Raw genomic sequence first — 25,979 nt, forward strand, 5'->3', positions numbered from 1 at the left:
GCGCGGCGAAACTTATTCAATTGGCTGTCCGGGGAAACTAGGCTGGGGACGTGATCTTCAAAGCTGTAGGCGATTCCCGTCCGTACCCGGAACATGGCTGTGTGAGCCCCAGGGACTGGGCGTCCGTGCCACCGCGCCAGGTGCGGCTGGATGAGCTGATCACAACTAAAAGCACCCTGGATCTGGGGGCACTGCTGGCCGAGGATTCCACTTTCTTCGGTGATCTGTTCCCCCATGTGGTGCAGTGGCGCGGCAACATGTACCTTGAGGACGGACTGCACCGGGCGGTGCGCACCGCACTGCACCAGCGGGCCCTAATGCATGCGAGGGTGTTGGTGATAGATGACTGAATCTGGCACGATCCCGCCGAACGCGAATCCGAATCCGGAGCGGGACCCGGAGGATGCTCCGGACGATGAGTACCACCTGCAGGGCCGCCGGATCATCACCGAGGATGATCTGGACGAGGTCTTCGAGGACGACGGCGTGGAGCCCTCCGAGCGGTACCTCCGCCGGCGGATCCTGCATGGGGTGGTCCTGACGCTTTTGGTGGCCCTGCTGGGCGCCGCCGTCCTGGTGGCCTTTGCGGTGTCCCGCGGGGACCTGCAGGTCCCCGGTTGGGAGCCCCGGCCCGAGGCTCGGATCACCTGCCCGCCGGACACCTATAAGTATCCGGCCAACCATTCCTTCGTGACCAATGTCTACAACAGCACGACCCAGGGCGGTCTGGCCCGCCAGACCTCCGAGGCACTGGCCAAGCGCGGCTACAAGATCGGGGTGGTCGACAGCAAACGGATCAACTACTACGGGCTAAGCGCCATCATCGTCTCCGGTCCCAAGGGTGAAGCGAACGCCATGAACCTGCAGCGGAATATTGCCGGCACGGAATATGTGGCTGACGAGCGCACCGACAGTAGTGTGGACGTGATCCTCGGCTCGCAGTACAAGAACCTGGTGCCGGCCAAGAAGGTCAATAAGAAGGCCGGCACGCTCAGCTGTCCGCGGCTCGAGCAGCAGGGCACGACGCCGTCGGCGAACGCGACGAAGTAGCCCGTGACGAATCCGTCGTGGCTGGGCGGAGACGGCGAGGGTTAGATTGAGACGGTGTCCGACCAGCAGCCCGTGACCGTCTCGATCGCCCGCACCGTCCTGCCCGGCTACGGACGGCAGGCCACCGCCTGGGCGCAGGCCGGCCAGGAGCTGGCCCGCGAATGGCCCGGCTACCTGGGCTCGGGCTGGGTGCGCACCGGTCCGGATTCAAACGAGTGGCACATGCTCTATCGATTCGCCGACGCCGAATCGCTGCGCCGGTGGGAGGAGTCGGGGGAGCGGCGCTGGTGGATCGAAAGTGCGGCAGAACTCATGGAGATCACCCGGGTGGAGCGGCGCACCGGCATCGAGGGGTGGTTCTCCCAGCCGGGCGACCTGAACCTCGCGGTTCCCCAGACGGTGGTTCCGCCGCGGTGGAAGCAGGCCGTCAGCATCTTCCTGCCGTTCCTGCCGCTGAGCCTGCTGGCCAACTTCCGGCTCCGGCCGCTGATCGGCGGCTGGCCGCTGGTGTTCCAGGTCCTGCTGGTCACCTGCCTGCTGACGCCGCTGATGACCTACATCTTCCTGCCGGTCACCACCCGGCTGCTCAAGTCGTGGCTGCAGGCGCCGCGGCGGACCACCTAAGGTTCCGGAGGGCGCTGAGCGCACCGGGGCCCGAAGGCACCGGTGCGCTCAGCAATGTGTCCGGCCGCGTCAGCGGGCAGCCGCAAACGCGGTATCGCCGTCGTCCACCGAGATCGGCAGCGTGCGGATCGGGGAGAACGACGCCGGATACATGACCTTGTTCTCCATCGTCTTGATCATCGGCCGGATGATTTTCAGGCACCGCTGCCACTCGGGGTCCGCGGCCAGCTTCTCGCGGCGGATGCGGCGGTCCTCCAGATCGGCGTAGCCCCACAGGTGGGTCAGCTGGTTGAGTGTGCCGATCTCGGTGATGAAGTAGCCGATGAAGCCGCCGAGGATCGGCTTCTGGGCCGGCAGTCCGATGGTTTCATACGCCTCGAGGTATTCGTTCAGGTCGGCGCCGGTGTGCAGGACGTAGGTGCGCTCTTCGACAATCATGCTAGGTGCCTTTCGTGGAGTCGGTGGGGGTGGCGGCTCAGCGGAAGTGCTGCGGCGTGCCTTCGAGGGTCTTGCCGTCGCGCATCAGGTACAGGTTCACCAGAGCGGCGGCGATGATCACGACCCAGGTGATGGTGACCGGCGCGGTTCCGCTGCCCAGCCCCATGAGCCAGGAGGCCAGGAGCGGGGCCGGGGCGGCGAAGATCAGGTTGGCCCCGGTCAGGGCCAGCGCCGAGCCGGTGTAGCGCAGCTTGGTCGGGAAGGCTTCGGCGTACAGGGCGGCCTGGCCGGCATTGCCGAACTGGGCACCGCACAGTGCGATGCTGACGATTGCCAGGGTCAGCGGGAAGTTGTGCAGGTCGACCACCGGGAAGAAGACCAGCCCGGCGGCCAGGCAGAACCCGCCGCCGATCAGGAGCACCTTGCGCCGGCCGATGACGTCGGCGACGCGGCCGCCCCACGCGATGGCTCCCACGGACAGCAGGTTTGCCACCATGACGATGGCGAAGGTCTGGCTCTGGTCGAAGCCGGCGTTCTTGGTCAGGTAGCTGATGCCGAAGACCGAGACCACGTAGAAGGTGACCACGATGGGCGCGAACGCCAGGATCAGCCGGGCGATCGTCAGGCCGTGTGACTTCAGCACGCTCAGCGGGCTGACCTGCGGTTCCTCGGAGTCCTCGACCTGCTGCTGGAACAGCGGGGTCTCTTCGACCTTGAAGCGGATGTAGATGCCCACCACGACCAGCAGGATGCTCAGCAGGAACGGCAGCCGCCAGCCCCACTGCAGGAAGGCGTCCTCGTCCAGGGACATCGAGAGCAGCACCAGGGAGAGGTTGGCCAGCACCTGGCTCAGCGGCGAGCCCATGGCCATGAGCGCGCCGTAGAAGGCCCGGCGGTCCTGCGGGGCGTGCTCCATGGTCATCAGCTGCGCGCCGGTGGCCTCCCCGCCGAGGGCGAAGCCCTGGATGAAGCGCATCAGGACGAGGATGAGCGGAGCGGCCAGGCCGATCGCGGCGTAGGAGGGCAGCAGGCCGATCACCAGCGAGGCCAGCCCCATGGTGATGAAGGTGACCAGCAGGATCCGGCGCCGGCCGAACCGGTCGCCGAGGTGGCCGAAGATCATGCCGCCGAGCGGCCGGGCGAAGAAGCCGACGCCGAAGGTCGCGAAGGAGGCCAGGATCCCGACCGCCGGGTCCAGCTGGTGGAAGAAAAGCTGGGGGAACACGGTGGCCGACAGTGCGCCGTAGATGGCGAAGTCGAACCATTCCAGGGCCGAGCCCAGGGTTCCGCTGGCCAGGGCGCGGCGGGCTTCCGGAGTTGCGGTCGCGCGGGCCTTGAGCTGGCTGTCGGCCGGTGGCGCACTGAGGTGTTGTTGCACTGAGGACTCCTTTGGGCTGGTGGGTGATCCGTGTCACTTTCCAAAAGAATCTCATCATGCGGGATATTTTGTAAAGATCTATTGAAAGAAATCCCAAAATATGGGATTACTTGTTCAAGTGCTTCACATCACACACTTCACCAGCCGTACGACGGAAGGACCGCAATGACGCTGACGACCATGGAACCGCCCCGGCAGGAGGCCGGCAGCCGCTGCGACGTGCTGGTCCTGGGCTCTGGCATCGCCGGTTCCAGTGCAGCCTGGGCCGCTGCCCGCTCCGGGGCGCGCGTGGTCATGCTGGAAAAGCTGGACACCCCCGGCGGGTCGGCGGCCCTGTCCGCGGGTATGTTCTGGACCGCGCCCAACTTCGAAGCCCTCCGGGACCGGATCCCCCTGGGCGACGCGGACCTGGGACGGCAGCTCGTCGCGGACTATCCGGCGGCGCTCGCCGACATCCGGGCCACCGGCATCCGGGTGGCGGCCGAACCGCAGCACGGCATCATGACCTACGGGATCGGCTACTCGCTGGATATCCAGGCCCTGCTGGCGCATTGCCGCGAACAGGTGCTGGCCGCGGGCGGCGAGGTGGTCGCCGGCGCGCGGGTGCTGCGCCTGAGCCACGACGACGGCGGTGTTTCCGGCGCCGTCGTGCGGTACGACGACGGCACAGTAACCGAATACCGGGCAGCCGCCGTCGTGCTGGCCACCGGCGGCTTCCAGGGCGCCCCGGACGAACTGACCCGGCACATCGGGCCGAACGCGGACCGGCTGGTGCTGCGCTCCAACCCCGGCAGCACCGGCGACGGGCTGCGCCTGGCCCGGGCCTGCGGCGCCGGGGGAACCAAGGCGATGTCCACCTTCTACGGGCACCTGCTGCCGCATCCGCTGCGCCGCTTCGAAGCGGAGGACTTCCTGCCCTATTCGCAGTACTACTCGGACTACTCGATCCTGGTGAACCGTCAGGGCCGCCGGTTCATCGACGAAACGCAGGGCGACGAGATCCTGAACCAGGCGCTGACCTTCCAGCCGCAGGCCCGAGGCGTGCTGATCTTCGACGACCATGTCCGCCGCACCTACGGCACCGCCGAACCGTTCCCCGGGCTGGGCCTGATCGACCGTTTCGCCGTGGCGGTCGAGGCCGGCGGTCGGCACGCGAGCGCGGACAGCCTCGACGAGCTCGTCGCGCAGGTCGCGGACTGGGGCATCGACCGGCAGACGCTGGAGGACACGGTCTCCGGCTACGGTGCGGCGGCCCAGGCCGGCGGTGGGTTGGCCCACGGCGTGCCGGTGGCGGCCTCCGCCCGGGCGCCGCAGACCGGACCGTTCTACGCGCTGGAAGTCCAGCCCTCGATCACCTTCACGTTCGGCGGCATCCGGATCAGCGCCGCCGGACAGGTCCTGGATCCGGACGGGGTCCCGGTGCCCGGCCTGTTCGCGGGCGGCGCCGACATCGGGGGCCTGTCCAACTACGGCTATGCCGGCGGCCTGGCCCCGGCCTTCATCACCGGCCGCTGGGCCGGTACCTCCGCGGCGGCCCGCGCGGCCGCCCTGTCCATATCCAAGGAGAACTGACCATGACCGAAGCAACCGCCGAAACGTTCGATGCCGTGGTCGTCGGGGCCGGGATTTCCGGCCTGTCCGCCGCGTTGAGCGCCGTGGAGGCCGGCCTGCGGGTCGCCTTGGTGGAGAAGACCGCAGCGATCGGCGGCAGCAGCGCCATGAGCGGCGGCTGGTTCGCGTTCTCCGGCACCGCGGAGCAGGCCGCCGCCGGTGTGCGGGATTCGGCGGAGCACTTCCTGGCCGACCTGCTCGAGGTCGGTGGCCACGCCAACGACCGCGCGCTGCTGCAGGCCTATCTGGACAACCAAGCCGAACTGTACGCCTGGCTCAAGGGCAGGGGCGTGGTCTTCCAGGAGTTGGAGATCAGCTCCGGGCAATCGGCCGCGCGCAGCCACCTGACGCCGATCAAGGAGGTGCTCAGGTCCTTCGCCGACGCGTTCGTCGCGGCCGGCGGGACGCTGCTGCTGGACAGCCGCGTGACGGACCTGGTGCGCGACGGCGGCCGGGTGTCCGCCGTCGTTGTCGACACCCCGGACGGCAGCCGGACGCTGGAAGCCGCCGGCGGCGTCGTGCTTGCCTCCGGCGGGTTCAGCCGCGGCACGGACCTGCTGAGGATCTTCGCCCCGGAGCAGCTGGCGGGCATCCCGTACGGCGGGCTGGGCAACACCGGCGACGGGCTGAAGCTGGCCTGGAAGCTGGGGGCCGGCATGGCGGACATGTCCTACATCTCCGGCACCTACGGATCGCACCCTGAGACCGGGATCGAGTTCCACGAGCTGCTCTGCGCCTACTACCTGGGCGCGATCATCGTCAACAAGGACGGCAAGCGGTTCGTGGACGAATCCGTGTCCTACAAGACCTTGGGCTCGGCCTGCCTGGACCAGCCCGAGGGCCTGGGCTTCGAGATCTTCGATGCCAAGGTGCGGGCCAAGTCCCAGCGCGGCGTGCCGCTGAAGGACATGGACACGCTCGAGGACCTCGGCCACGTGTTCAAGGCGGACAGTCTCGAGGAACTGGCCCGGATCGCCGGGATCGACGCCGGGGCCCTGGTGGACACGGTCGGGCGCTACAATGCCGTCGTCGCCGGCAGAGAAGAGGACGAGTTCGGCCGGACCGGCCTGTGCACCGGCGTCGGTGAACTGCTACCGATCGACCAGGCCCCGTTCTATGCCTATCCGGCCAAGACCCTGATGAACAGCACCTACTGCGGCATCACCATCAACCCGCAGGCGCAGGTGCTGGACGTGGCCGGCGAGGTGATCGAGGGCCTGTACGCCGCCGGCGAGGTCACCGGCGGCTTCCACGGCGCCGCCTACATGACCGGCACCTCGCTGGGCAAGGGAGCGCTCTTCGGCCGGCTGGCCGCCCGAAGCATCGCCGCCCGCGTCGGCGTGCCCGCCTGAGACCGCAACCAACAAGAGGAGAGAGATGATCTACACGGCAGACGTCCTGGTGATCGGCGGCGGCGGATCCGGCATGAGCGCGGCCATCTCGGCGGCCACCAGCGGGGCTTCGGTGATCCTGCTGGAGAAGTGCGCCAAGGTCGGCGGCAGCACCGCGCTGTCGGTCGGCTCGTTCACCGCGTCCAATACTTCCTACCAGTACCGGGCCGGGGTGAATGACAGCATCGAGCTGTTCATCGAGGACATGAAGGTGGCCAACGGGGAGCGCGAGGAGCTGGAGAACCAGGAGCTGCGCCGGGTGCTGGCCGAGAACGCCGGTCCCACCATCGAATGGCTCTCCAGCATCGGCGTGCAGTTCCTGGGACCGACCCCGGAACCGCCGTATGAAAAGCCCCGGATGCACAACATCATCCCGAATTCCCGTGCCTATGCGGACGCGCTGCTGCGCGAATGCCGCAAGCGCGGGGTGCAGGTGCTCACCGACATGCGCGTGGAACAGCTGCTGCGCAACGCCGCCGGCGAAATCATCGGGGCCAGCGTCAACGGGATGAACTACTTCGGCCGCAAGGGCGTTATCCTGGCCACCGGCGACTACTCGGCCTCGGCCGAGATGAAGGCCAAGTACGTGTCCGAGGCGGCGGCGAAGATCCCGCCGGTCAACCCGAACAACACCGGGGACGGCTTCAAGCTCGGCACCGAGGCCGGCGGCGTCATGGTGCAGATGGACCGGCTCTACGAGGGCCTGCGCTTCTTCCCGTCGAAGAAGCCTGACCCGATCAAGATCCTTCCCTCCCACCCGGCACTGTCGCGGATCATGCGCCTGGTCGCCGAGCGGCTGCCCAAGAACCTGCTCGCCTTCGTGGCCCGCGGCGCGCTGACCAGCTGGGTGGCGCCGAACAACACGATGTACCGGGCCGGGGCGATCCTGGTCGGCAGCGACGGCCGGCGGCTGGCCAACGAGGACTCGGACAAGGAACTGGCCCGCGGGGTAGCGGCGCGTGGGTCCAATGAGGCCTACATGGTCTTCGACGAGAAGGTGGCCCACCAGTTCTCGCGCTGGCCGAACCCGGTCTCCACCTTCCCCGGCGTGGCCTACGCGTACGTGCAGGACTACAAGAAGTACCGTCCGGATGTGTACTTTGCCGCGGACAGCATCGAGGAGCTCGCGGCCAGGATCGGCGTCGACCCGCAGGCGCTGGCGGACACCGTAGCGGACTGGAATGCCACGGTCGACGCCGGCGAGGACCGGGACTTCGGCCGCCGGCACCTGGGCGAGGGGGTGCGGCGGGGACCGTTCTATGCGCTCGGCCCGCTCGGTGCCTTCGTCACCCTGGCCGACGGCGGACTGGCCGTGGACACCCAGCTGCGGGTCGTGGACGAGGCCGAGGCTGTGATCCCCGGGCTGTGGGCCGCCGGGTCCACCGGCCAGGGCGGCCTGCAGCTGCTCAACCACGGCCTGCACATCGGCTGGGCCATGATCTCCGGACGGATCGCCGGCCGGAACGCGGCCCAGGCGCCGGACCGGACGGACCTGGTGCCCGCGGCCGCACCGGTCGGTGCACGGACGGCTTCCTAAGAACCTACCGAGTGGAGAAGAGATGAGCATGAAGAACCAGACAGCCATCGTGACCGGCGGGGCCGGCGGCATCGGCCGGGTAATCAGCCGCAGGCTGGCCGAGGCCGGCTACCAGGTGGTCGTGGCGGACGCCAATGAAACGGCCGCCAAGCAGACGGCGGCCGACCTGCCGGGCGCCGTCGCGCACTCCTGGTTTGCCGGGGATCTGACCGACAGCGGGACCAACCGGGAGTTGGCGGCGCAGGCGGCCGGGCTGGCCCCGATCGGGGTGATCGTCAACGCCGTCGGCATCTCGCCCAAGGACAACGGGCGCAAGCGCCCGTTCTGGGAGATCGGCGACGAGGAGTGGGACCTGGTCATGGCGGTGAACGTGCGCGCCCCGTTCCTGCTGGTGCGCGAGGCCTTCCGGCAGATGCCGTCCGACGGCAGCGCCAGCATCGTGAACCTGCTGTCCATCACTTCGAAGCTGGGCACCGGCGGCGCGCCCGACGCCGCGTTCCCGCCGTATCTGCCCTCCAGCGTTGCCTATGCGGCCTCCAAGGCGGCGCTGCAGAACCTGACCGCGAGCCTGTCCCGGGAGCTGGCCGGGTTTAACATCCGGGTCAACGGGGTGGCGCCGGGCTTCGTGGCCACCACGATGACCGGCGGCATGCCGGACGAGGCGAAGATGCTCGCCCAGGTTCCGGCCGGACGCTTCGGCCGCCCGGAGGAGATTGCCGACGCGATCGAGTTCCTGGCCAGCGACAAGGCGTCCTACATCAACGGAGCCAGCCTGGACATCAACGGTGGCTGGCTGACTTGCTGACGGAACGGGCCGGTTCCCGGGCGGTTCGTCCGGGAACCGCGGCGTCGCCGTCCTCGCGTCTCCTACACTGGCAAGTGCAGGAGACGCGAGGAGGGAGGGCCATGGACAGCCTGGGACGGATGCTGAGCATCTTCGACCTGCTCACCGAAGACACGGCGGAGATCACTCCGGAGCAGGTTGCGGCGCACCTGGACTGTTCCCGGACCACTAGCTACCGCTACCTGAAGGCCCTGACCGAGGCGGGCTTCCTTGCCGGGCATTCCGGCGGCCGCTACGGCCTCGGCGTGCGCATTGTCCAGATGGACCGGCAGATGCGGCTGACCGATCCGCTGCTGCAGCGGGCCGAGGACCTGCTCATGCCGCTGAGCCGACAGATCGGCGAGAACCTGCTGCTCAACGGCCATTACGGCAAGTCCCTGGTCTGCATTGCCCAGGCCTGGATCAACCAGCAGCAGCTGACCAACTACGGCCGCGGCCAGTCCGTGCCGCTGTTCCGGGGCGCCGCGGGCAAGGTCATCCTGGCGCACCTGCCGGCACACCAGCTCAAGGCCATCTACAAGAAGTACCCGCAGGAGATCGCCGCGGCCGGGCTGGGCGAGTTCTGGCCGCAGTTCCGCGACCGGCTGCGTGCCATCCGCCAGCGGGGGTACGACGTCACCCATGCCGAGGTCGATCCCGGTATCGCCGGCGTCGCCGCCCCGATTTTCGACGGCGACAACGGCATCCTGGGATCGCTGGCGATTGCGATCCCGGTGGAGCGGCTGCCGGAGGACCTGACCGTCCTGGTGGCGCCGCTGAAGGAAACGGTGCAGAAAATCACCGACCGCGGCCGCGCCTAAGCGTCCCGGCCGGGGCCGGCGGTCGATCACCGGGTGCGGTGGGCTGTTCCATTGTGGCCGGCTTTCGGGCACGACGACGGCGTGTCCCGGACCTTCCGCACTCCCACGGCGGCCAAACCCGGACACGACGGACCGGGCGCAGGCCTTAGTTGCAGCCCTCCGGGCCGCAGGCCGGGCCGTCGGGGGAGCCGGAGAGCACGGTCAGCGGGCTGCGCTCGGCCCAAGCCTGGGCGAGTGCCTGGCTGAACACCTCGGCCGGCTGGGCGCCGGAGATGCCGTACTTGCGGTCCAGCACGAAGAACGGCACGCCGGTCACACCCAGCGCGCGGGCCTCGGCGATGTCGGCGCGCACCTCGTCGGCGAAGCGGTTGCCCTGCAGCGCCTCGCGGATTTCCGCCTCGTCCAGGCCGAGTGCGGCGCCGGCGCGGGCCAGGTAGTCGATGCTGCCGATGTCCTCGCCGTGCTCGAAGTGTCCGGAGAGCAGGGCTTCCTTGGCCTGGTCCATAAGGCCGTGTTCCTTGGCCAGGTGCAGGAAGCGGTGCGCGGTGAAGGAGTTGGCCACCACGATCTTGTCGAAGTCATAGTCCAGGCCCTCGCCGGCGGCCTGGGCCGTGACGTGGTCGAACATCTGCCGGACCTGGGCCTGCGGCATGCCCTTGATCTGGGACAGGTACTCGGTCTCGGTGCCGTCGTAGTGCTCCGGCAGGGTGGGGTCCAGCTGGTAGCTGCGCCATTCGACCTCGATCCCGTCCCTGTGCTCGAAGTTCCCGAGGGCCGTTTCGAAGCGGCGCTTGCCGATGTAGCACCAGGGGCAGGCAATGTCGGACCAGATCTCAACCTTCATGATCATTGCCAACGGCAACCAATGGCGGCCTATTCCCGGGCTGCCGGCGCGGACACAATGGAAAGGTCGACAGGAGGGCACCGATGAGCGCAGAGTACGAGCCGGCCCGCACGCCGGAGGACATCACCAGGCTGTTCGTGGAACGCTCCAATGCCGGGGACGCGGACGGCGTGGCGGCGCTGTACGAGGAGGATGCCGTGATGGCCTACCCGCCGGGGCAGACCACGGTGGGCCGGGCCGCGATCCGCGAGCTGTGGGCGTCGGTGCTGGCGCACGCGCCGACGTTCAGCCAGGAGGATCCGCTGCCCACCCTGGTCTGCGGCGACATCGCCCTGACCTCCACCGCGCCGAAGGACGACGCCGGAGCCCGGGCCCAGGTGGTGCGCCGGCAGCCGGACGGGAGCTGGCTGCGGATCATCGACCAGCCGGAGTTCAAGCCGGTCGAACCGCCGGCCTAGGCGTGCCGCCGGCAGGAGCGGAGGCTCAACCCTCGCCGTCGTTGGCGGCACCGACGACGGCGCCCGCCGGCGCCGTCGTCCCGGCCCGGCGGGCGTGCGGCTTCCGGCCGTGGACCAGGTGGTACACGCCGATGCTGAGCACCACCAGCGCGCACAGGGTCGCATACATGCCCGCGTAGCCGGTCAGCGGCAGGAATGCGCCGAGCAGCACCGGGCCGAAGCCCACCCCGACGTCCAGCATCAGGTAGTAGGTGGAGGTGGCGACGCCGAGCCGCGCCTCGCCGGCGGCGGTCACGGCGATCGCCTGCGCGCTGGGCATCATCGCGCCGAAGCCGAGGCCGGCGAACACCGCGGACAGCACCATCGTGGTGATGGACGGCTCCAGTGCCAGCAGGGCCATGCCGACGGCGAAGACCGCCAGCACCGGGTACATCACGGTGTTGTCCCCACGGCGGTCCTGGATCCGCCCGACGAACAGCCGCGAGACCAGCACCGCCGCCGCGTAGACCAGGAAGAACAGGCCGGCCGCAGACTCCAGCCCCTGCGCGCGGGTGTAGGAGATCAGGAACGCGACGATGCCGGAGTAGGCAAAGCCGCCCAGCAGCGCGACGGTGGCGATGGGCAGCGCGGACGGATCGATGATCGAGGCCAGGCTGAACCGCCGGGCCTTGGACTTCCGGGCCGGGACCGGTGCCGGCCCGGCGGGATCCTCCGGTGCCGGCACGGGCAGCCCGGCCGCGGGCCGGTGCTCGGGCAGGCGCATCACCAGGGCGATCGCGAGCGCGGCGATCGAGGAGGCGGTGCAGAACCAGAAGATGCCGTCATAGTGGCCGCCGGCGGAGAGCCAGACGGCCAGGAACGGGCCGACGGCGGTGGACAGCGTCGTCGAGAGCCCGTAGTAGCCGGTGCCCTCGCTGCGCCGGGCCCGCGGAATGAGCCCCTGCACTGCGGCGGACAGCGCGGTGGTGCCGGCCGCGAACGCCACGCCGTGCAGCAGGCGCAGCGCCAGCAGCATTCCCAGTGAGCCGCTGGGCAGGTAGAGCCAGGACAGCACCGTGAACAGCGTCAGGCCGGCCAGCAGCAGCCGCCTGCGTCCGACGGCGTCAACCAGTCGTCCGCAGAACAGCCTGCCGACCACTGCGCCGACGATGAAGGAACTGGACGCGAAGCCGGCGGCGCTGTCCGAGGCCTGGAAGCGCTCGACAGCGTACAGCGCCATGGAGGTCATCAGCAGGTAGTAGACCATGGAGATGAACAGGTTGGTGGTGATCGCGAGGATGAAGTCCCGGCCCCAAAGTCGTCCCGGTAGTTGCACGCCCGCACCCACGTTTGTTTCCTCTCCTCGGCATCGGCCGGGAAACTGCCTCCGGCCAGCATCCCATTATCCCCCTCGCAACGGGGGCCGATGACGCCCGGCTGGTGCGCTGGGAACCCGGCTACCGGCCGTTGTCGCTCAGCAGCTCCGTCCGGATGCCGGTGGCGTAGGCAGTGGCGATTCCCGGTGCCGCTGCCTGAAAAACGGTGCCCCCGCCGGGCAGGACCAGGTAGGCCAGGAACTCTTCATCGAAGGTGGCAATGCCCGCGGCGACGGCCTCCAGCTTCGCCCGGATCAGCACGGATAGCTTCTGCCAGCGACGGCGGGAAGCCTCCTCAACGGCCCGTGCACCCGGGTCCAGGCTCCGCGGCTGCAGCGGATCACCTGCAGAACCCGACAGGCCAACACTCCCTGGAAGGGCGAGGATGATACGGAAATGGCGGTTATCGGCGGTGAACGCGATCGCCGCCCGGCCGTCCTCCCAGCCGCAGCGGAACCCGGTGGCACCATACCCGGTGAGCATGTCCTGGATTTCCGCACGGAAGGCGGCACAGCTGATCGAGGCGCCCCGGACATAATTAGTCGTCATGTCTCAGGGTAGGCCGCTCCGTGCCCCGGCCGCATTATGTAGGCCGGTCCGCATTAGGTGCCGTGCCGTATGGTCAGAGGTACGGAGCAATTCTTGCTCCTGTTATGGCGCAGCACCCTGTGCTGCCGCCGAGGAGCGCATCATGGCTGATAAATCCCCCCGACAATCCGCGTCCAAGAAATCCGGCAAGTCGATCAAGGAAAAGCGCAGCGAGAAGAAGGCCAAGGCTGCGGACAGCGCGGCCGCGGAAACACTCTCCGCCACCAAAAAACGCTGAGGCCCGCGACCTTGCTGAGCCTCGGGGTCCTGGCCACAACGCGCAAGGCCGGCGAACGCAGGCTGCCCATCCATCCGCTGCACTTCGAACGCATCGACGCCGACCTGCGCGAACGGATCATCCTCGAACAGGGCTACGGTGAGCGCTTCGGCGTTTCCGACGCCCAGCTTGAGCCGCAGGTAGCCCGGATTGTGTCGCGGGAAGAGCTCATCGCCGCGGCCGACGTCGTGGTGCTGCCGAAACCGCAGCCCGAAGACCTCGCCGAGCTGCGCGACGGGCAGGTCCTGTGGGGCTGGCCGCACTGCGTCCAGGACCGTGCGGTCACCCAGTTGGCCATCGACAAACGCCTGACCCTGATCGCCTTCGAGGCGATGAACCACTGGGCTTCGGACGGCGGATTCGGCCTGCACGTCTTCCACAAGAACAACGAGATGGCCGGTTACTGCTCGGTGCTGCATTCGCTGGAGCTGATCGGTTCCACCGGCGACTACGGACGCCGGCTGAGCGCCGTCGTTATTGGGTTCGGGGCCACCGCCCGGGGTGCGGTGACGGCGCTTAACGCGCACGGCATCCATGACGTCCAGGTCTTGACGAACCGCGGGGTGGCGGCGGTCGGTTCGCCGATCCATTCCGTGCGGATCACCCAGTTCGACCACGATGCCACCGCCCCGTATCTGAGCCACGTCATTACGGACCAGGGCCGGGTGCCGCTGGCGCCGTTCCTCGCCGGGAGCGACATCGTGGTCAATTGCACGCTGCAGGACCCCAACAACCCGCTGATCTATCTCACCGAGGCGGACCTGGACGGTTTCCGGCCGGGCAGCCTGATTATCGATGTGTCCTGCGACGAGGGCATGGGATTCAGCTGGGCGAAGATGACGACCTTTGCCGATCCCATGTTCGAGGTCGGGGACCACATCCACTACTACGCCGTGGACCACACACCGTCGTACCTGTGGAATTCGGCGACCTGGGAGATCAGTGAGGCGCTGATGCCGTTCCTGCGGCCGGTCATGACGGGGCCGGACGGCTGGAACGCTGATGACACCATCAGGCGGGCGATCGAAATCCGCGCTGGCGTCGTTGCGAATCCCGCGGTCCTGGCCTTCCAGAACCGCTCGGCGGATTACCCGCACCTGCCCGCCTGACGGCGGCTGCAGGCAGCAGACGGGGCGCGGTTCCCTGCCTTGACAGCCTCCGCTTGTGCCCGGCAGCTGCCTCGATCTTGCGCGGGGTGGAGGCCTCGCTGACCGGGATGGTCATGCTTGGCGCACGAGGGCTTTATGCGGCAGGGCGTTCGACACTGGACGAAAATAACGACTGGTTGGTATGTTGTGGGCATTCAACTCTCCACCATCGACGAGCGGGAGTGCATATGTTAGCTGCTTGCGTGACACGTACAGATGCAGACCATCCAATCCGGGGCTTGACCGTCGCCGATGTGCCGGAGCCTCCCTGCCGGGACGGCTGGGTGCGGGTAAATGTCCGCGCGGGGTCCATCAACCAGCACGATGTCTGGATCCTTAAAGGAACGGTACCGCTTACCGTAGGGCTGCCCGCCGTCATCGGAATGGATGCCGCAGGTACGACCGACGACGGACAGGATGTGATCGTGCACGCTGTGTTGGCGGATCCAGCCTTCAGGGGCAGTGACGAGACCTTGGATCCCCGGCGCACCTTCCTGCCCGAAGCCGGGCACGGCACTCTCGCCGAAGTCATTGTCGTGCCGCGGCGCAACCTGGTGGCAAAGCCGAAGGAACTTTCCTGGGCGGAGGCAGCGTGCCTGCCTACGGCCTGGCTGACCGCTTACCGCATGCTTTTCACCAAGGCAGGTGCGCGTGCGGGCGACCGGGTGCTCATCCAAGGTGCCGGCGGCGCCGTCTCCACGGCCGCCATCGTCCTTGCCCGGGCGGCCGGGCTGCAGGTCCACGTCACGGCCAGGGATCCAGTCCGGGGCGAACGCGCCCGCCGGATCGGGGCCCACGAGATCCATCAGCCCGACGATCGGCTTCCGGACCAGATGGACATCGTCATCGAATCGGTCGGTGCAGCCACGTGGAAAGCGTCCTTGGCCGCTGCCCGGCCCGGGGGGTGCGTCGTCGTCTGCGGCGCCTCGACCGGGTTCACCGTCCCGACGAATCTGGCCCGGATTTTCTCAAAACAATTGCGAATCGCCGGGTCAACGATGGGCACGCGCGCCGAGCTCGAATCACTGGCGGGGTTCCTTGTTGCCCACGGCGTGCGGCCCGTCGTCGATTCCGTGAAACCGCTCGCGCAGGTCGCGCATCAATTTGACCGGCTGCTAGCCGGGGCGGCGTTTGGGAAATTGGCGGTGTCGATGTGACGTACGTTGAGGTGGAACGGCGTGGAGGCGCTTCCTGGGCGCGGCTGTGCCGGCCGGAACGTGCCAATGCCCTCGGCCCCGAGATGGTTCAGGAACTCAGGGCATGGTTGCGGGCGGTAGGGGGTGATCCGGGCATTTCCGCCCTGGTCATCACGGGCTCGGGCACGTCGTTTTGTCCCGGAGCGGATATCAAGGCCTCCCTGGCCCTGGCGCACGCCCCGGAGGAACGCGCGGCGTACCTGGCCTCGGGGCGAAGCCTGATGGAGGATCTATCCCGGGCGCCGGTCCCGGTGGTCGCCGCGGTCAATGGGGTGGCCTTTGCCGGCGGATTTGAACTCGTCCTTGCCTGCGATCTGGTGGTCGCGGCAGAAAGCGCCGTCCTCGGGGACCTGCACCTGGCCAGCGGGCGCATTCCCGCGTGGGGGTCATCGGCCAAGCTCATGTCCGCCCTCGGTCCTTGGCGCGCGGCGCAGGCGCTGCTCCTGCCGCAGCGTTTCACGGCCGAGCAACTGCGAGGATTCGGCGTCATTGCCGACGTGGTGCGCGATGCCGATTTGCCGGCGGCCGTCGACCGCATCGTGGACGGACTGGCCCGGGTCGAAGCCGGGGCCCTGCGCGCCATGAAGGCGCTGCTGGCCGCCCAGAAATCCGAACTCCTGGGCCGGCTTTCGGCCGTGGAATGGGAATCCTTTACCGCGTATCTGGCCGGACCGCAGATGCAGGAAATGCCGTGGGCCAGCCGCCCGCAGAAAGACCTTGACCATTCCGTGTGAGCTGGCTTACAGTTCAATCCAGTTCAACATACCGACTGGCCGTTATGAAATTTCCAAAAGTCACATTGAGCACCGGCTCAGGCTCCGGGGCACAATGCGAATGCTGCAAGCGATCAGCGACGAGCTTTGCCAGATCAAGGAGGATCTCGTGCACACAGTACGGGCCGAGGGAAACAGCTGTACCGGGAAAAGCCCATGGTAGCGGGGCGCACGATACTGGACGTGAAAGCCCTGTCCATCGTGCACCCGGGCCGGCGGGGCAAGCCTGCCTCCACCGCAGTGGATGGGGTGGACCTGAGCGTGGGAGCCGGGGAAATCGTCGGCGTCGTCGGCGAGTCCGGGTCGGGCAAGACGTCCCTGGCCATGGCGGTTCTGGGGCTTGGCCGGACTACCAGCGGCAGCATCGACGTCGACGGCATCGTGCCCGGACCGCGCCTGCCGCTCGACCAGCGGGCCGCCATCCAGATGGTTTTCCAGGACCCCCACGGTTCCCTCGACCCGCGTCAGAGCATCGGACGGGGCCTGCGCGAACTGCGCCGGCTGCATAAGGCCCGCACCGGCTGGATCAGCGACGAAGACCTGCTGTCGCGGGTCGGGCTCTCGGGGGACGTCCTGACGCGGCTGCCGCACCAGATCAGCGGCGGACAGGCCCAGCGGGTGTCCATTGCCCGGGCGCTGCTGCTCCGCCCCACCCTCTTGCTGGCGGACGAGCCGACGTCGGCCCTGGACGTTTCGGTCCAGGCCCAAATCCTGCGCCTGCTCAAGGGCCTGCGTGACGAAGAAGGCCTCACGATTCTCTTCATCAGCCATGACCTGGCCGTGGTGCGGTCGGTCTGCGACCGGGTCTACGTGATGAAGAGCGGCCGGGTCGTCGAATCCGGCCGGACCGGCGAGGTCCTCGAGCGCCCGCAGCATCCCTATACCCAGGCCCTGCTGGCTGCCGTGCCCGGCGGGGATGCGCGGATTCCGGGCCTTGAGGCGCCGGCTGCCGAAGCGCCGCAGGTCCTCCGGGACGAACTCAGCCAATCCCGGCTGGCTACTGCAGGGGAGACAGCATGATCCGCCTCATCCTGTCCAAGACCGCCAATGCGGTGCTGACGCTGCTGATCGCCTCCTCCCTGGCGTTCTTCCTAGCCCGTGGGAGCGGCAGCCCGGTCCGGGAGATCCTGGGCGACTCCGCCACACCCGAACAGGTCGCCCAGCTCACCGCGGAACTCGGGCTGGACAAGCCGCTCATCGTGCAGTACGGGCAGTTCCTGCTCGACCTGGTCAGCTTTGACCTGGGCGACTCCCTGCGGTACGGGCAGAGCAATCTTGAGCTGATCGCCGGCCGGCTGCCGGCCTCCATCGAATTGGCGCTCTTTGCCCTGCTGCTGGCCGTGGCCGTCGGCGTGCCGCTGGGAATCATTGCCGCGATGCGCGAGGGAGGCGTCGTCGACCGGATCGCCTCGATGCTCGCCCTGCTGGGCCAGTCGGTGCCGCTGTTCTGGCTTGGCCTGATGCTGATCCTGCTCTTCGCGGTACGGCTGGGGTGGTTCCCCGCCGGGCAGAACGACGGCATCGATTCCCTGGTACTGCCCGCCGTGACCCTGTCAACGCTGCCGATGGCGCAGATAGCCCGCCTGACCCGCTCCAGCATGAGCGAGGTGCTGCATGAAGGGTTCATCTCTGCCGCACGGGCCAGGGGGCTTGCCGGGTGGCGGATCATCCTGATTCATGCCTTCCGCCCGGCGTCGCTGCCCGTCGTGACGATCGTCGGCCTCCAGGCGGGAATGCTCCTGTCCGGGGCGGTAACGGTGGAGTACGTCTTCGCCTGGCCCGGATTGGGAAGCCTGGCCACGCAGGCGGTGCAGACCAGGGACTTCCCGCTGGTGCAGTCGATCGTGGTCTTCGGCGCGCTGGTCTTCGTTCTGATCAATCTCGCAGTCGATTTGCTGTACGGACTGGTTGACCCGCGGATCCGGGAGGACGCATGAGTGCCTTGACGAGAACGCCCGCAACGTACGGGGCCGGCAGCAAGGGGCGGGTTCCGTCCCGGGGGACCGCTTCGGTCATCGCTTTCGGGGCGCCCCTGGCCTGCATCGCGCTCATCGCGCTGCTGGCACCGCTGCTTCCGCTGTCGAACCCCAACGCCCAGGTGCTGTCGGAGGCGCTCCGGCCGCCGGCGTGGTTGGAAGGCGGGGACTGGAGCAGTCCGCTCGGAACCGACCAGCTGGGCCGGGATGTCCTCTCCCGCCTCGTGTTCGGCGGCCAGCTCACCTTCGTCATCGCATTTACCGGCATGGTGGCCGGGGCGGTTCCGGGCATCCTGCTGGGCCTGCTTGCCGGCTACCGGCGGGGGTGGGTGGACGCCGTGATCTCGCGCCTGGTCGAAGCCCAGCTGGCCCTGCCGTTCATCCTGGTTGCGATCGCCATTATCGCCGCCAACGGGCGGTCCCTGCCGATCCTGGTGGCCGTCCTGGCCCTCGTCGGCTGGGCCCAGTACGCACGGGTGATCCGCGCCGAAACGCTGTCCCTGCGGGAGCGTCCCTTTGTGCTCGGCCTGCGCTGCGCTGGGGTGCCCACCTGGCGTATCATGCTCGGTCACCTCCTGCCGAACCTGGCCGGATCGGCGACGGTGCTTGCGACCCTGCAGATGGGCACCATCGTCCTGGCCGAGAGTGCGCTCAGCTTCCTGGGCCTGGGCGTCGTCGCCCCGGACATCAGCTGGGGGGCCATGCTGGCCGAAGGCCGCGAGCAGCTCACGCTCGCGTGGTGGGTGGCGCTGCTGCCGGGCCTGGCCATTACCGCCGTCGTGCTCCTGGTCAACCTGTTTGGCGACGCCCTGCGATCCCGATTCGATCCCAAGAAGCGGAGTTTCTAGATGAGCACAGTCCTGTCGGCACGTTCCGTCACCATCGAAGCAGCCACCGGTGCAGGTCCCGTCAAACTGGTCCACGACGTCAACCTGGACATCCGCGAGGGCGAAATCCTGGGCCTGATCGGGGAATCGGGCAGCGGCAAGACCACCGCTGCCCGGGCGATCGTGGGTCTTCTCGAGCGGAACGTCCGCGTGAGCTCGGGAGAGATCGCATTGCGCGGGAAGACGATCTCGTCCCCCGAGGTCGACGACTTCAGGAATGTGCGGGGGAGCGAGATCGGCATGGTCTTCCAAAGCGCCTCGATGTCGCTGAACCCGCTGATGAAGGTTGGCAAGCAGCTGAAGGAAGTGGTCCGCCGGCATCAGCGGCACCTGTCCCGGCAGCAGATCACCGAGCGGCTGGACCAGGTGCTTCGACAGATGGGATTCACGGATCCCGCCCGCGTCCTGGCCTCCTTCCCGCACCAGCTCTCCGGCGGCATGCGCCAGCGGGTTTCCATCGCCCTGGCCGTGGTGACGAATCCCGCGGTGGTCATCGCCGACGAATGCACCTCGGCGCTGGACGTCACGACGCAGGCCGAGGTGGTGCAGTTGCTGCGTTCGCTGACCACCGACTCCCGCACGGCGATGCTCTTCGTCACCCACGACCTGATGCTGGCCCAGGACCTCTGCTCCCGGATCGCCGTCATGTATGCGGGGCAGATCATCGAAACGGGCGACGCCCGCGAGGTCGTTAGCAACCCGCGGCACCCCTACACCCGCGCCCTGCTGGCGGCAATCCCGACGTGGGGCGAGGAAGAGATCCAGGGGATCGAAGGCTCTCCGCCACGGGTGGCGGCGGATTGGCAGGGATGCCGGTTCGCCCCGCGGTGCCCCGTCGCGAGGGACGAATGCACCCGGACCAGGATTGGGTGGACCCCGACCGGGACCCGGTCCGGTGCCCGCTGCCTCATCGTCGAGGAGGAGGAACCGGAGTCCTCCGGTTCCATGCTCGACCACGTGTAACCGAGTTTGTCCCAGGTATTTCCATGCACTTTGTTGCTACACCTTAGGAGGCTCTACATGATTCGTTCCCGTCGCAGAAAGCACGCGCTACTGGGATTGGTGGTTGCGCTGGCCCTCGGCGCCGCCGGCTGCTCGGCAGGCGGCACCGAAGCTGCCAAGAGCACGTCCGGCACGGCCGGCACGCTCAAGGTCGTGGTCCCCACCGAGCCCGTAACGCTGAACCCGGTCCTGTCCGTGATCAGCGATGCCCGGGTGTGGGGCTCGATCATGGACCCGCTCGTCGACGTTGATTCCGCGGGAGCGCCCCAGGACACCGGCCTCGTGACCGCATGGAAGCAGTCCTCGCCCACCGAGTGGGACCTCACCCTCCGCAAGGGGGTGAAGTTTTCCAACGGCGAGCCGTTCGACGCGGCCGCGGTCAAGTTCGTGATTGAGCAAAACATTACGGACCCTGCCGCGAAACTGGCCACCTATATGAGCGTGGTCAAGGCAGTGGAGGCCGTCGACGCGTCCACTGTCCACATCACGACGAAGTCCGCCTACAATGCCCTTCCGCAGCTGCTGTCCGTCGTCTATGCCGCTCCGCCGGCCTATTACAAGGAGAAGACTGCAGCCGGCTTTGCAAAGGCGCCCGTCGGCACGGGTGCCTTTGTGTTCGACTCCTACGACCCGGGGCGCCAGATCGTGGTCAAGAAGAATCCGGACTACTGGCGCGGGCCTGCCAAACTGGACGGCATTACCTTCACCTGGGCCCCGGACGCGGCGTCGCGGACATCGCTGCTGCAGACCGGGTCGGCAGATGTCGCGATCGATGTCTCGGTTGAACAGAAGGCCGCCATTGAAAGCGACCCGAAGCTGCAGCTGGCCGCCGAACCATCGACGGCGGAGATGATGGTCTTCTTCGAGGCGGCCAAGGCCCCCTTTGACGATGTGAAGCTGCGGCAGGCCGCCGCCATGGCCATCGACCGCGATGCATTGGTCAAGTCCCTGTTCCACGGTGACGGGGCCAAGGCCCAGCCGCACATGATCGGCCAGCTGATGTCCTCCACCCCGAAGCACGAGTCCCCGGTCGCTTACGATCCGGAGGGTGCCAAGAAGCTCCTGACAGGGAGCCAGCCGGCCATTACCTTCTCGTATACGGTCGGCCGCTACCCCCAGGATTCGAAGGTCGGCGAGGCCGTGGCCGGCATGCTCGAGGCCGTCGGTTTCAAGGTCAAGCGCAATCCGCTCGATGTGGCCAAGTTCTTCGAGCAGCGGCCTGCCGGCGCGTTCGAGATGTACATGTACCAGGTTTCGCCGGTGTTCCTGCAGCCGGACGTCTACGTTCACGGCTTCCTCACGGAAAAGAGCATCACCCACCACTGCGTCGACCCGCGGATCGATGAGCTGTCGGCCCAGGCGCTGGAGGCTGGGACCCAGGCCGAGAGCGAGCAGAAGTACGCCGAGATTGAGGACTATGCGCTCAACGAGAAGTTCTGCAACGTCCCGCTTTACGACGTCGTGGGCCTGTACGGGCTCTCGGACAAGGTCGAAGGGTTCGTGGCGCCCCGCAACCAGCTGCCGAACTGGTCCGTCGTCTCGATGAAGGGCTGAACCGCCGCATGAACAGTTCCGGGCAGCACCGCAGGGCGCACCGGCGGTGCTGCCCGGACCGTATGGACTTAAGGAGTGCCGGGTAATGGACGGGATCTTAGCTGGAACGCAGGAGGAATCCTGCGCCGGGGTTGTCCGGCTGAACTGGGCCTCGGCCAGGTCGCGGAACGCGATCGGTGCGGCGGAAGCCGGGGGGCTGGCGGCCAGATTGGACCACCATGCCGTCCTCGGCTCCACCGCCGTCGTGGTCCTGGGACTGGGCCAGGCGCCGTTCTGCAGCGGCTGGAACCTCCGGGACCTGGATGAGCTGCGGGGGGCCACGGTGGAAGAAACCCGGGCCTTCTTTGACCACGGGCGCCGGCTCCTTGATGCGGTCAGCAACTGCCCGCAGCCGGTGATCGCGGTCGTGGCCGGGGCGGCACTGGGCTTCGGCTGCTCGCTGCTGTCCCGCTGCGACCTTGTGCTGGCGGCCGACGACGCGGTGTTCGGGGTGCCGGAGATCAGGCACGGTTTCGCGCCGGCAACGGTGATTCCCGAACTCCTGGCCACCCTGGGCCCGCGCGAGACGGCGGCGTGGGCCTTGACCGGCGACCCGGTGCCGGCGGCCCGGGCGGCTTCGGCCGGTCTGGTGCACCGGACCTTCGCACCCAGGGACTTGGAGTCCGCGGCGCTGGAACTGGCCCGGACCATGGCCAGGTACGAGCCCGGTGCGCTGCGCGGCACCAAGCGGCTGATCCGGGATGCCGAAGACCTGCCCCGGCAGGAACGGAGGGCCTTGGGCGTGCAGGCCGCAATGGCCGGCTTCGGCGGGCGGGGCCAGTGAACGACGACGCCGGCAAGAGTTGGCGGAGACGAGGAGACATTGTGAGTGATTCAGTATCAACAGGGCGGCTGCGGGTGGGCATGTCCCTGTCCGCCCACTACGAAATCGGCGCCGATCCCCGGGCCGGGCTGCGGGACACGATGGAGCAGGTTGCGCTCGCCGAAGAGGTGGGCCTGGATTCCATCCTGATCGGACACCACTACCTGACGCGGTCGCAGTTCCTGCAGCCGCTCTCGGTGGCGGCCTACCTCGCCGCCCGCACCGAACGGATCCGGCTGGGCTTCGGGGTCTACCTGCTGCCGTTGACCAACCCGGTGGCGCTCGCCGAAGAACTGGCCACCCTCGATGTGCTGTCCGGGGGCCGGCTGATCGCCGGTTTCGGTTCCGGATACCGCAGCGTGGAGTACCGGGCCATGGGCGTGCCCTATGACGAGCGGTTCCGCCGGCTGGAGGAATACGTCACGGTCGTCAGGGCGCTGTGGAGCGGCGATCCGGTGACCATGTCCGGAAGCTTTGGCGAGCTTGAGGACGCCAGGACGTTCCTCCGCCCGGTGCAGCCGGGCGGTCCGCCGGTTTGGGTTGGCGCCTTCGGGCCGGTGGGCATGCGCCGGGTTGCCCGTTTGGATGCCGCCTGGGCGGTGGCCCCGAACGGCGACCTGGACGAGGTGGCGGCCCGGATGGCGTCGTTCCGCGAGACATTGGCGGACCAGGGCCGTTCCCTGGTCCGCGATTATCCGCTGCTCCGGGAGGGATGTGTCGCGGAAACGCGGCAGGCGGCGGCCGATGCGGCGCGCCCGTTCCTGGCGGCCCAGTACGAGGGGTACCGGGGCTGGGACCACGGCGCGTCCATCGATGACCTGCTGGCCGGACAGGCCGTGGTAGGCGACCCGGAGGCCGTGGTCGAGCGTCTTACCCGGTACGCCGAAATCGGCTACACGGATGTGGTCCTGCGCCTGCAGTGGACCGGCATGCCGCAGGAAGACGTGCTCAGGTCCATCCGGTTGCTGGGCCAGGAAGTCATTCCTGCCCTCGAGCACGTTAGGGTCGGGGTGCAGGCATGAAGACATACTGGGTGAAGGGAACGAAGTGAGCAGCAGCAATTTTGGCAATCTTGTCGACGTACACCGCAGCCGGCGTCCCGAGGCGCCGGCGCTGATAACCGCCGAGCGGACCTGGACCTACGAGGACCTGGCCGCAACGGTCCATGCCTTCGCCGCGTACCTGCAGGAAAGCGGGATCCGCCGCGGGGACCGGTTGGCCCTGCTGGGGATGAACTCGGCGCAGTACGTCGCTGCGCTGCTGGCCGTCTACCGGCTGGGGGCCATCGCCGTCCCGCTGAACTACCGGCTTCAACTCGACGAGCTGGAATACCTCCTGACCAATTCCGGCTCCGTCGGCGTGCTGGCCGACGGGCAGTTCACCGCTGTGATGGACACGGTGGGGCAGGCCCTGCCGCCGATGCGCACGCGCATCTGCCTTGACGGGCCGGGCGGCACCGGATGGGTGGCGTTCGACGACGCCGTCGCGCACCATGCCGGTGCCGAGGTGCCCGCCGAGGCGGTCGGCCCGGAGGACATCCAGCGGATCATGTATACGTCCGGAACCACCAGCAGGCCCAAGGGCGTGCTGGTGACCCACGGCATGGTGCAGTGCAACGTCGCGGCGATGACTGCCGAACTGCAGCTGTCCGCGGCGGACCGGATCCTGGTCTCGTCGCCGCTCTACCACATTGCGGGGCTCGATGCGCCCGGGCTGGGAACGCTTTTCACCGGCGGTGCGCTGGTCATCATGCGCAAGTTCGACGCCGCCGAGGCGTTGCGGCTGATCCAGTCGCACCGCGTCACCGGGGGGATATTCGTCCAGGCCATGCTGCATGCCCTGCGGGACGCGCGGGGCACGGGCGCCGACCTCTCCTCGGTCCGGTGGCTGATCTTCGGTGCCGCAGCCGGGGAGCTCTACAGCGACATCCGCAAGCAGTTCCCGACCGCGCGGCTGATCCAGTCCTATGGCCTGACCGAAGGATGTAGCATGGTCAGTTGCGTTCCCGAACGCCTCGCGGTCCAGAAGTATGGCACGGTGGGGACGGCGGTCCCATTTATCGAGTTCCGCGTGGTCGACGCCGAGGGCAGGGACGTTCCAGCAGGAGAGACGGGGGAGATCGTGATCCGGGGCAGCAAGGTGACGCCGGGCTACTGGGCGGCCGAGCCGGGTACCGGCAGCGGATGGCGCGACGGATGGTTCCACACCGGCGACGTCGGCCTGGTTGACCCGGACGGCTGCCTGTCGATCACGGACCGTTTGAAGGACATGATCCGCAGCGGCGGCGAGAACGTGTCCGGGGCCGAGATCGAGCGCGTCATCTACAAGCATCCGGCGGTGCACGAAGCCGCCGTCATCGGTGTTCCCGACGACCGCTGGCAGGAGGTCCCCAAGGCCTTTATCGTGCTCAAGGAGGGTTTTTCCATGCAGGAGGACGAACTGGTTGCCTTTTGCCGGGAACAGCTCGCCTCGTTCAAGACCCCGAAATACGTGGAGTTCCTCGACACGCTGCCGCGGAATCCGTCCGGCAAGGTGTTGAAAAAGGAACTGCGCAGCCCTCAAATGGTGAAGTAATGAATTCCAGTCCGACAGGAGAGCGATACATGGCAGTTTCCCGACGTGGAACCGGATCACGAGGCGGCACCTATGCCCCCGAAGAAACCCGCCGGCTCCTCATGGAGGCCGCCATGAAGTTGTTCGAAGACCGCGGTTACCACGTGACGACGGTCGAAGCGATCGTCAGCGAGGCGGGGGTGACCAAGGGCGCCTTCTATTACCACTTTACGGACAAGGAAGACATCCTCCTCCAAATCCAGGACGACTATATCGACAACCGCCTGCGCAACTGTGAACGGATCCTGGCCTCGACTGACGATCCGTTGGAGCAGTTGAAGGAACTGATCCACGAGGCGCTGATCGGTATTGTCGATTACCGCGCCCAGGTGGCTATTTTCCTGCAGGAGCGCCGCTTCCTGGTGGGCGAGAGGTTCTCGGCCATCAAGGCCAAGCGCGATGCGCTGGATGATCAATGGATGTCGGTGATGCGCGCCGGCATGGAGCAGGGTGTTTTCGCGCCGGTGGCCAGTCCCCGGATAGCCACCCTGGCGGTGCTGGGTATGTGTGCCTGGGCCGTCACGTGGTACCGCGCCGACGGCGCCCTCGGCATGCAGGAGATCGCGCAGCAGATGACCAACATGGTCGTCTCGGGCATTTTCCCGCGCCCGGGCGGAGCCGGAACCGCATAGCCGCCGATGCCGTACCGGCGGCCCGCCCGCCGGTACGGCAAATGTCCCCGGACCTCTTGTGGACTGGAGATTCGATCTGTAACATACCGACTAGTTGGAAGGTTTGTTCTCCGGAACAGCCTTCGGCGGCTTGTTCGGTAC

At 67.7% G+C, this 25,979-nt stretch carries 27 protein-coding genes; 22 read left to right on the top strand and 5 right to left on the bottom strand.

The features are described 5' to 3' along the window. Positions 1–50 precede the first annotated feature (50 nt). Genes LVY72_RS15825 through LVY72_RS15835 form a run of 3 tightly spaced genes read left to right on the top strand, consistent with a single transcriptional unit; the run spans position 51 to position 1,674 of the window. Positions 51–350, top strand: a complete 300-nt coding sequence (locus tag LVY72_RS15825) for a type II toxin-antitoxin system VapB family antitoxin (RefSeq protein ID WP_237822605.1) — start codon at positions 51–53, stop codon at positions 348–350. Further along, positions 343–1,050: a LytR C-terminal domain-containing protein gene (locus tag LVY72_RS15830; RefSeq protein WP_237822607.1), complete on the top strand. Its 708-nt coding sequence runs from the start codon at positions 343–345 to the stop codon at positions 1,048–1,050. Before LVY72_RS15825 ends, LVY72_RS15830 begins: the two co-directional genes overlap by 8 nt. Before the next feature lie 54 nt (positions 1,051–1,104). After that, a complete protein-coding gene (locus LVY72_RS15835; RefSeq protein WP_237822609.1) occupies positions 1,105–1,674 on the top strand; it encodes an antibiotic biosynthesis monooxygenase in 570 nt (189 codons plus the stop codon). Between the two features lie 69 nt (positions 1,675–1,743). On the opposite strand, the gene LVY72_RS15840 is transcribed toward LVY72_RS15835, so the two are convergent. Then, entirely contained in the window at positions 1,744–2,112 is a 369-nt protein-coding gene (locus tag LVY72_RS15840; RefSeq protein WP_237822611.1) for an NIPSNAP family protein, read from the bottom strand. Positions 2,113–2,149: 37 nt separating this feature from the next. Beyond that, on the bottom strand, positions 2,150–3,490 hold the full coding sequence (locus LVY72_RS15845) for an MFS transporter (RefSeq protein WP_237822612.1): 1,341 nt from the start codon (positions 3,488–3,490) through the stop codon (positions 2,150–2,152). Positions 3,491–3,655: 165 nt separating this feature from the next. Here LVY72_RS15845 and LVY72_RS15850 point away from each other — a divergent pair, with 165 nt between their 5' ends. The 5 genes from LVY72_RS15850 to LVY72_RS15870 all read left to right on the top strand — a co-directional run bounded on the left by LVY72_RS15850 (position 3,656) and on the right by LVY72_RS15870 (position 9,673). Beyond that, positions 3,656–5,062, top strand: coding sequence for an FAD-dependent oxidoreductase (locus tag LVY72_RS15850; protein WP_237822614.1), 1,407 nt, complete (start codon positions 3,656–3,658; stop codon positions 5,060–5,062). Between the two features lie 2 nt (positions 5,063–5,064). Beyond that, positions 5,065–6,453, top strand: a complete 1,389-nt coding sequence (locus LVY72_RS15855) for an FAD-dependent oxidoreductase (protein ID WP_237822616.1) — start codon at positions 5,065–5,067, stop codon at positions 6,451–6,453. Between the two features lie 25 nt (positions 6,454–6,478). Further along, a complete protein-coding gene (locus LVY72_RS15860; RefSeq protein ID WP_237822618.1) occupies positions 6,479–8,029 on the top strand; it encodes an FAD-dependent oxidoreductase in 1,551 nt (516 codons plus the stop codon). 28 nt (positions 8,030–8,057) lie between these two features. Next, the gene (locus LVY72_RS15865; RefSeq protein WP_237822619.1) at positions 8,058–8,834 is read left to right on the top strand and encodes an SDR family NAD(P)-dependent oxidoreductase; all 777 of its coding nucleotides are present in this window, start codon (positions 8,058–8,060) and stop codon (positions 8,832–8,834) included. A 101-nt stretch (positions 8,835–8,935) separates the two neighbouring features. Continuing rightward, complete coding sequence (locus LVY72_RS15870) at positions 8,936–9,673, top strand: IclR family transcriptional regulator (protein ID WP_237822621.1); 738 nt, start codon at positions 8,936–8,938, stop codon at positions 9,671–9,673. Positions 9,674–9,818: 145 nt separating this feature from the next. Here the strand turns inward: LVY72_RS15870 and LVY72_RS15875 are convergent, their stop codons facing one another. Next, the gene (locus LVY72_RS15875) at positions 9,819–10,517 is read right to left on the bottom strand and encodes a DsbA family oxidoreductase (RefSeq protein ID WP_237822623.1); all 699 of its coding nucleotides are present in this window, start codon (positions 10,515–10,517) and stop codon (positions 9,819–9,821) included. Positions 10,518–10,600: 83 nt separating this feature from the next. Here LVY72_RS15875 and LVY72_RS15880 point away from each other — a divergent pair, with 83 nt between their 5' ends. Continuing rightward, on the top strand, positions 10,601–10,975 hold the full coding sequence (locus LVY72_RS15880) for a YybH family protein (RefSeq protein ID WP_237822625.1): 375 nt from the start codon (positions 10,601–10,603) through the stop codon (positions 10,973–10,975). 25 nt (positions 10,976–11,000) lie between these two features. On the opposite strand, the gene LVY72_RS15885 is transcribed toward LVY72_RS15880, so the two are convergent. Next, positions 11,001–12,302: an MFS transporter gene (locus LVY72_RS15885; protein ID WP_237822627.1), complete on the bottom strand. Its 1,302-nt coding sequence runs from the start codon at positions 12,300–12,302 to the stop codon at positions 11,001–11,003. A 109-nt stretch (positions 12,303–12,411) separates the two neighbouring features. Beyond that, the gene (locus LVY72_RS15890; protein WP_237822629.1) at positions 12,412–12,879 is read right to left on the bottom strand and encodes a hypothetical protein; all 468 of its coding nucleotides are present in this window, start codon (positions 12,877–12,879) and stop codon (positions 12,412–12,414) included. Positions 12,880–13,021: 142 nt separating this feature from the next. Between LVY72_RS15890 and LVY72_RS24440 the strand changes: the two genes are divergently transcribed. The 13 genes from LVY72_RS24440 to LVY72_RS15950 all read left to right on the top strand — a co-directional run bounded on the left by LVY72_RS24440 (position 13,022) and on the right by LVY72_RS15950 (position 25,838). Continuing rightward, positions 13,022–13,156 (top strand): hypothetical protein, encoded by a 135-nt coding sequence (locus LVY72_RS24440; RefSeq protein WP_269092576.1) that lies wholly within the window; start codon positions 13,022–13,024, stop codon positions 13,154–13,156. Between the two features lie 11 nt (positions 13,157–13,167). Then, positions 13,168–14,304 carry a N(5)-(carboxyethyl)ornithine synthase gene (locus tag LVY72_RS15895; protein WP_237822631.1) on the top strand — a complete coding sequence of 379 codons (1,137 nt, stop codon included), beginning with the start codon at positions 13,168–13,170 and terminating at the stop codon, positions 14,302–14,304. A gap of 278 nt (positions 14,305–14,582) precedes the next feature. Beyond that, positions 14,583–15,500 carry a zinc-binding dehydrogenase gene (locus LVY72_RS15900; protein ID WP_237822633.1) on the top strand — a complete coding sequence of 306 codons (918 nt, stop codon included), beginning with the start codon at positions 14,583–14,585 and terminating at the stop codon, positions 15,498–15,500. Further along, on the top strand, positions 15,497–16,273 hold the full coding sequence (locus LVY72_RS15905) for an enoyl-CoA hydratase/isomerase family protein (RefSeq protein WP_237822635.1): 777 nt from the start codon (positions 15,497–15,499) through the stop codon (positions 16,271–16,273). The genes LVY72_RS15900 and LVY72_RS15905 overlap by 4 nt, the downstream gene beginning before the upstream one ends. 222 nt (positions 16,274–16,495) lie before the next feature. Then, complete coding sequence (locus LVY72_RS15910) at positions 16,496–17,332, top strand: ABC transporter ATP-binding protein (protein WP_237822637.1); 837 nt, start codon at positions 16,496–16,498, stop codon at positions 17,330–17,332. Next, positions 17,329–18,249: an ABC transporter permease gene (locus LVY72_RS15915; RefSeq protein WP_237822639.1), complete on the top strand. Its 921-nt coding sequence runs from the start codon at positions 17,329–17,331 to the stop codon at positions 18,247–18,249. The genes LVY72_RS15910 and LVY72_RS15915 overlap by 4 nt, the downstream gene beginning before the upstream one ends. After that, the gene (locus LVY72_RS15920) at positions 18,246–19,136 is read left to right on the top strand and encodes an ABC transporter permease (protein WP_237822640.1); all 891 of its coding nucleotides are present in this window, start codon (positions 18,246–18,248) and stop codon (positions 19,134–19,136) included. Before LVY72_RS15915 ends, LVY72_RS15920 begins: the two co-directional genes overlap by 4 nt. After that, on the top strand, positions 19,137–20,138 hold the full coding sequence (locus LVY72_RS15925) for an ABC transporter ATP-binding protein (protein WP_237822642.1): 1,002 nt from the start codon (positions 19,137–19,139) through the stop codon (positions 20,136–20,138). A 57-nt stretch (positions 20,139–20,195) separates the two neighbouring features. Then, a complete protein-coding gene (locus LVY72_RS15930) occupies positions 20,196–21,731 on the top strand; it encodes an ABC transporter substrate-binding protein (protein WP_237822644.1) in 1,536 nt (511 codons plus the stop codon). 85 nt (positions 21,732–21,816) lie between these two features. Further along, positions 21,817–22,554: an enoyl-CoA hydratase/isomerase family protein gene (locus LVY72_RS15935; protein WP_237822646.1), complete on the top strand. Its 738-nt coding sequence runs from the start codon at positions 21,817–21,819 to the stop codon at positions 22,552–22,554. A 41-nt stretch (positions 22,555–22,595) separates the two neighbouring features. Beyond that, on the top strand, positions 22,596–23,615 hold the full coding sequence (locus tag LVY72_RS15940) for an LLM class flavin-dependent oxidoreductase (RefSeq protein WP_237822648.1): 1,020 nt from the start codon (positions 22,596–22,598) through the stop codon (positions 23,613–23,615). A gap of 25 nt (positions 23,616–23,640) precedes the next feature. Continuing rightward, the gene (locus LVY72_RS15945; protein ID WP_237822650.1) at positions 23,641–25,167 is read left to right on the top strand and encodes a class I adenylate-forming enzyme family protein; all 1,527 of its coding nucleotides are present in this window, start codon (positions 23,641–23,643) and stop codon (positions 25,165–25,167) included. Between the two features lie 101 nt (positions 25,168–25,268). Beyond that, positions 25,269–25,838 (top strand): TetR/AcrR family transcriptional regulator, encoded by a 570-nt coding sequence (locus LVY72_RS15950; RefSeq protein WP_269092593.1) that lies wholly within the window; start codon positions 25,269–25,271, stop codon positions 25,836–25,838. The last annotated feature ends 141 nt before the right edge of the window (positions 25,839–25,979 follow it).

It is taken from the genome of Arthrobacter hankyongi, assembly GCF_022012395.1.
In the GTDB taxonomy this organism is placed as follows: domain Bacteria; phylum Actinomycetota; class Actinomycetes; order Actinomycetales; family Micrococcaceae; genus Crystallibacter; species Crystallibacter hankyongi.

Coding starts and splice junctions, on each gene's coding strand:
- LVY72_RS15890 (WP_237822629.1), bottom strand. CDS start 12,879: ATGACGACTAATTATGTCCGGGGCGCCTCGATCAGCTGTGCCGCCTTC.
- LVY72_RS15855 (WP_237822616.1), top strand. CDS start 5,065: ATGACCGAAGCAACCGCCGAAACGTTCGATGCCGTGGTCGTCGGGGCC.
- LVY72_RS15935 (WP_237822646.1), top strand. CDS start 21,817: ATGGACGGGATCTTAGCTGGAACGCAGGAGGAATCCTGCGCCGGGGTT.
- LVY72_RS15930 (WP_237822644.1), top strand. CDS start 20,196: ATGATTCGTTCCCGTCGCAGAAAGCACGCGCTACTGGGATTGGTGGTT.
- LVY72_RS15915 (WP_237822639.1), top strand. CDS start 17,329: ATGATCCGCCTCATCCTGTCCAAGACCGCCAATGCGGTGCTGACGCTG.
- LVY72_RS15840 (WP_237822611.1), bottom strand. CDS start 2,112: ATGATTGTCGAAGAGCGCACCTACGTCCTGCACACCGGCGCCGACCTG.
- LVY72_RS15875 (WP_237822623.1), bottom strand. CDS start 10,517: ATGAAGGTTGAGATCTGGTCCGACATTGCCTGCCCCTGGTGCTACATC.
- LVY72_RS15850 (WP_237822614.1), top strand. CDS start 3,656: ATGACGCTGACGACCATGGAACCGCCCCGGCAGGAGGCCGGCAGCCGC.
- LVY72_RS15865 (WP_237822619.1), top strand. CDS start 8,058: ATGAAGAACCAGACAGCCATCGTGACCGGCGGGGCCGGCGGCATCGGC.
- LVY72_RS15830 (WP_237822607.1), top strand. CDS start 343: ATGACTGAATCTGGCACGATCCCGCCGAACGCGAATCCGAATCCGGAG.
- LVY72_RS15925 (WP_237822642.1), top strand. CDS start 19,137: ATGAGCACAGTCCTGTCGGCACGTTCCGTCACCATCGAAGCAGCCACC.
- LVY72_RS15920 (WP_237822640.1), top strand. CDS start 18,246: ATGAGTGCCTTGACGAGAACGCCCGCAACGTACGGGGCCGGCAGCAAG.
- LVY72_RS15860 (WP_237822618.1), top strand. CDS start 6,479: ATGATCTACACGGCAGACGTCCTGGTGATCGGCGGCGGCGGATCCGGC.
- LVY72_RS24440 (WP_269092576.1), top strand. CDS start 13,022: ATGGCTGATAAATCCCCCCGACAATCCGCGTCCAAGAAATCCGGCAAG.
- LVY72_RS15870 (WP_237822621.1), top strand. CDS start 8,936: ATGGACAGCCTGGGACGGATGCTGAGCATCTTCGACCTGCTCACCGAA.
- LVY72_RS15880 (WP_237822625.1), top strand. CDS start 10,601: ATGAGCGCAGAGTACGAGCCGGCCCGCACGCCGGAGGACATCACCAGG.
- LVY72_RS15950 (WP_269092593.1), top strand. CDS start 25,269: ATGGAGGCCGCCATGAAGTTGTTCGAAGACCGCGGTTACCACGTGACG.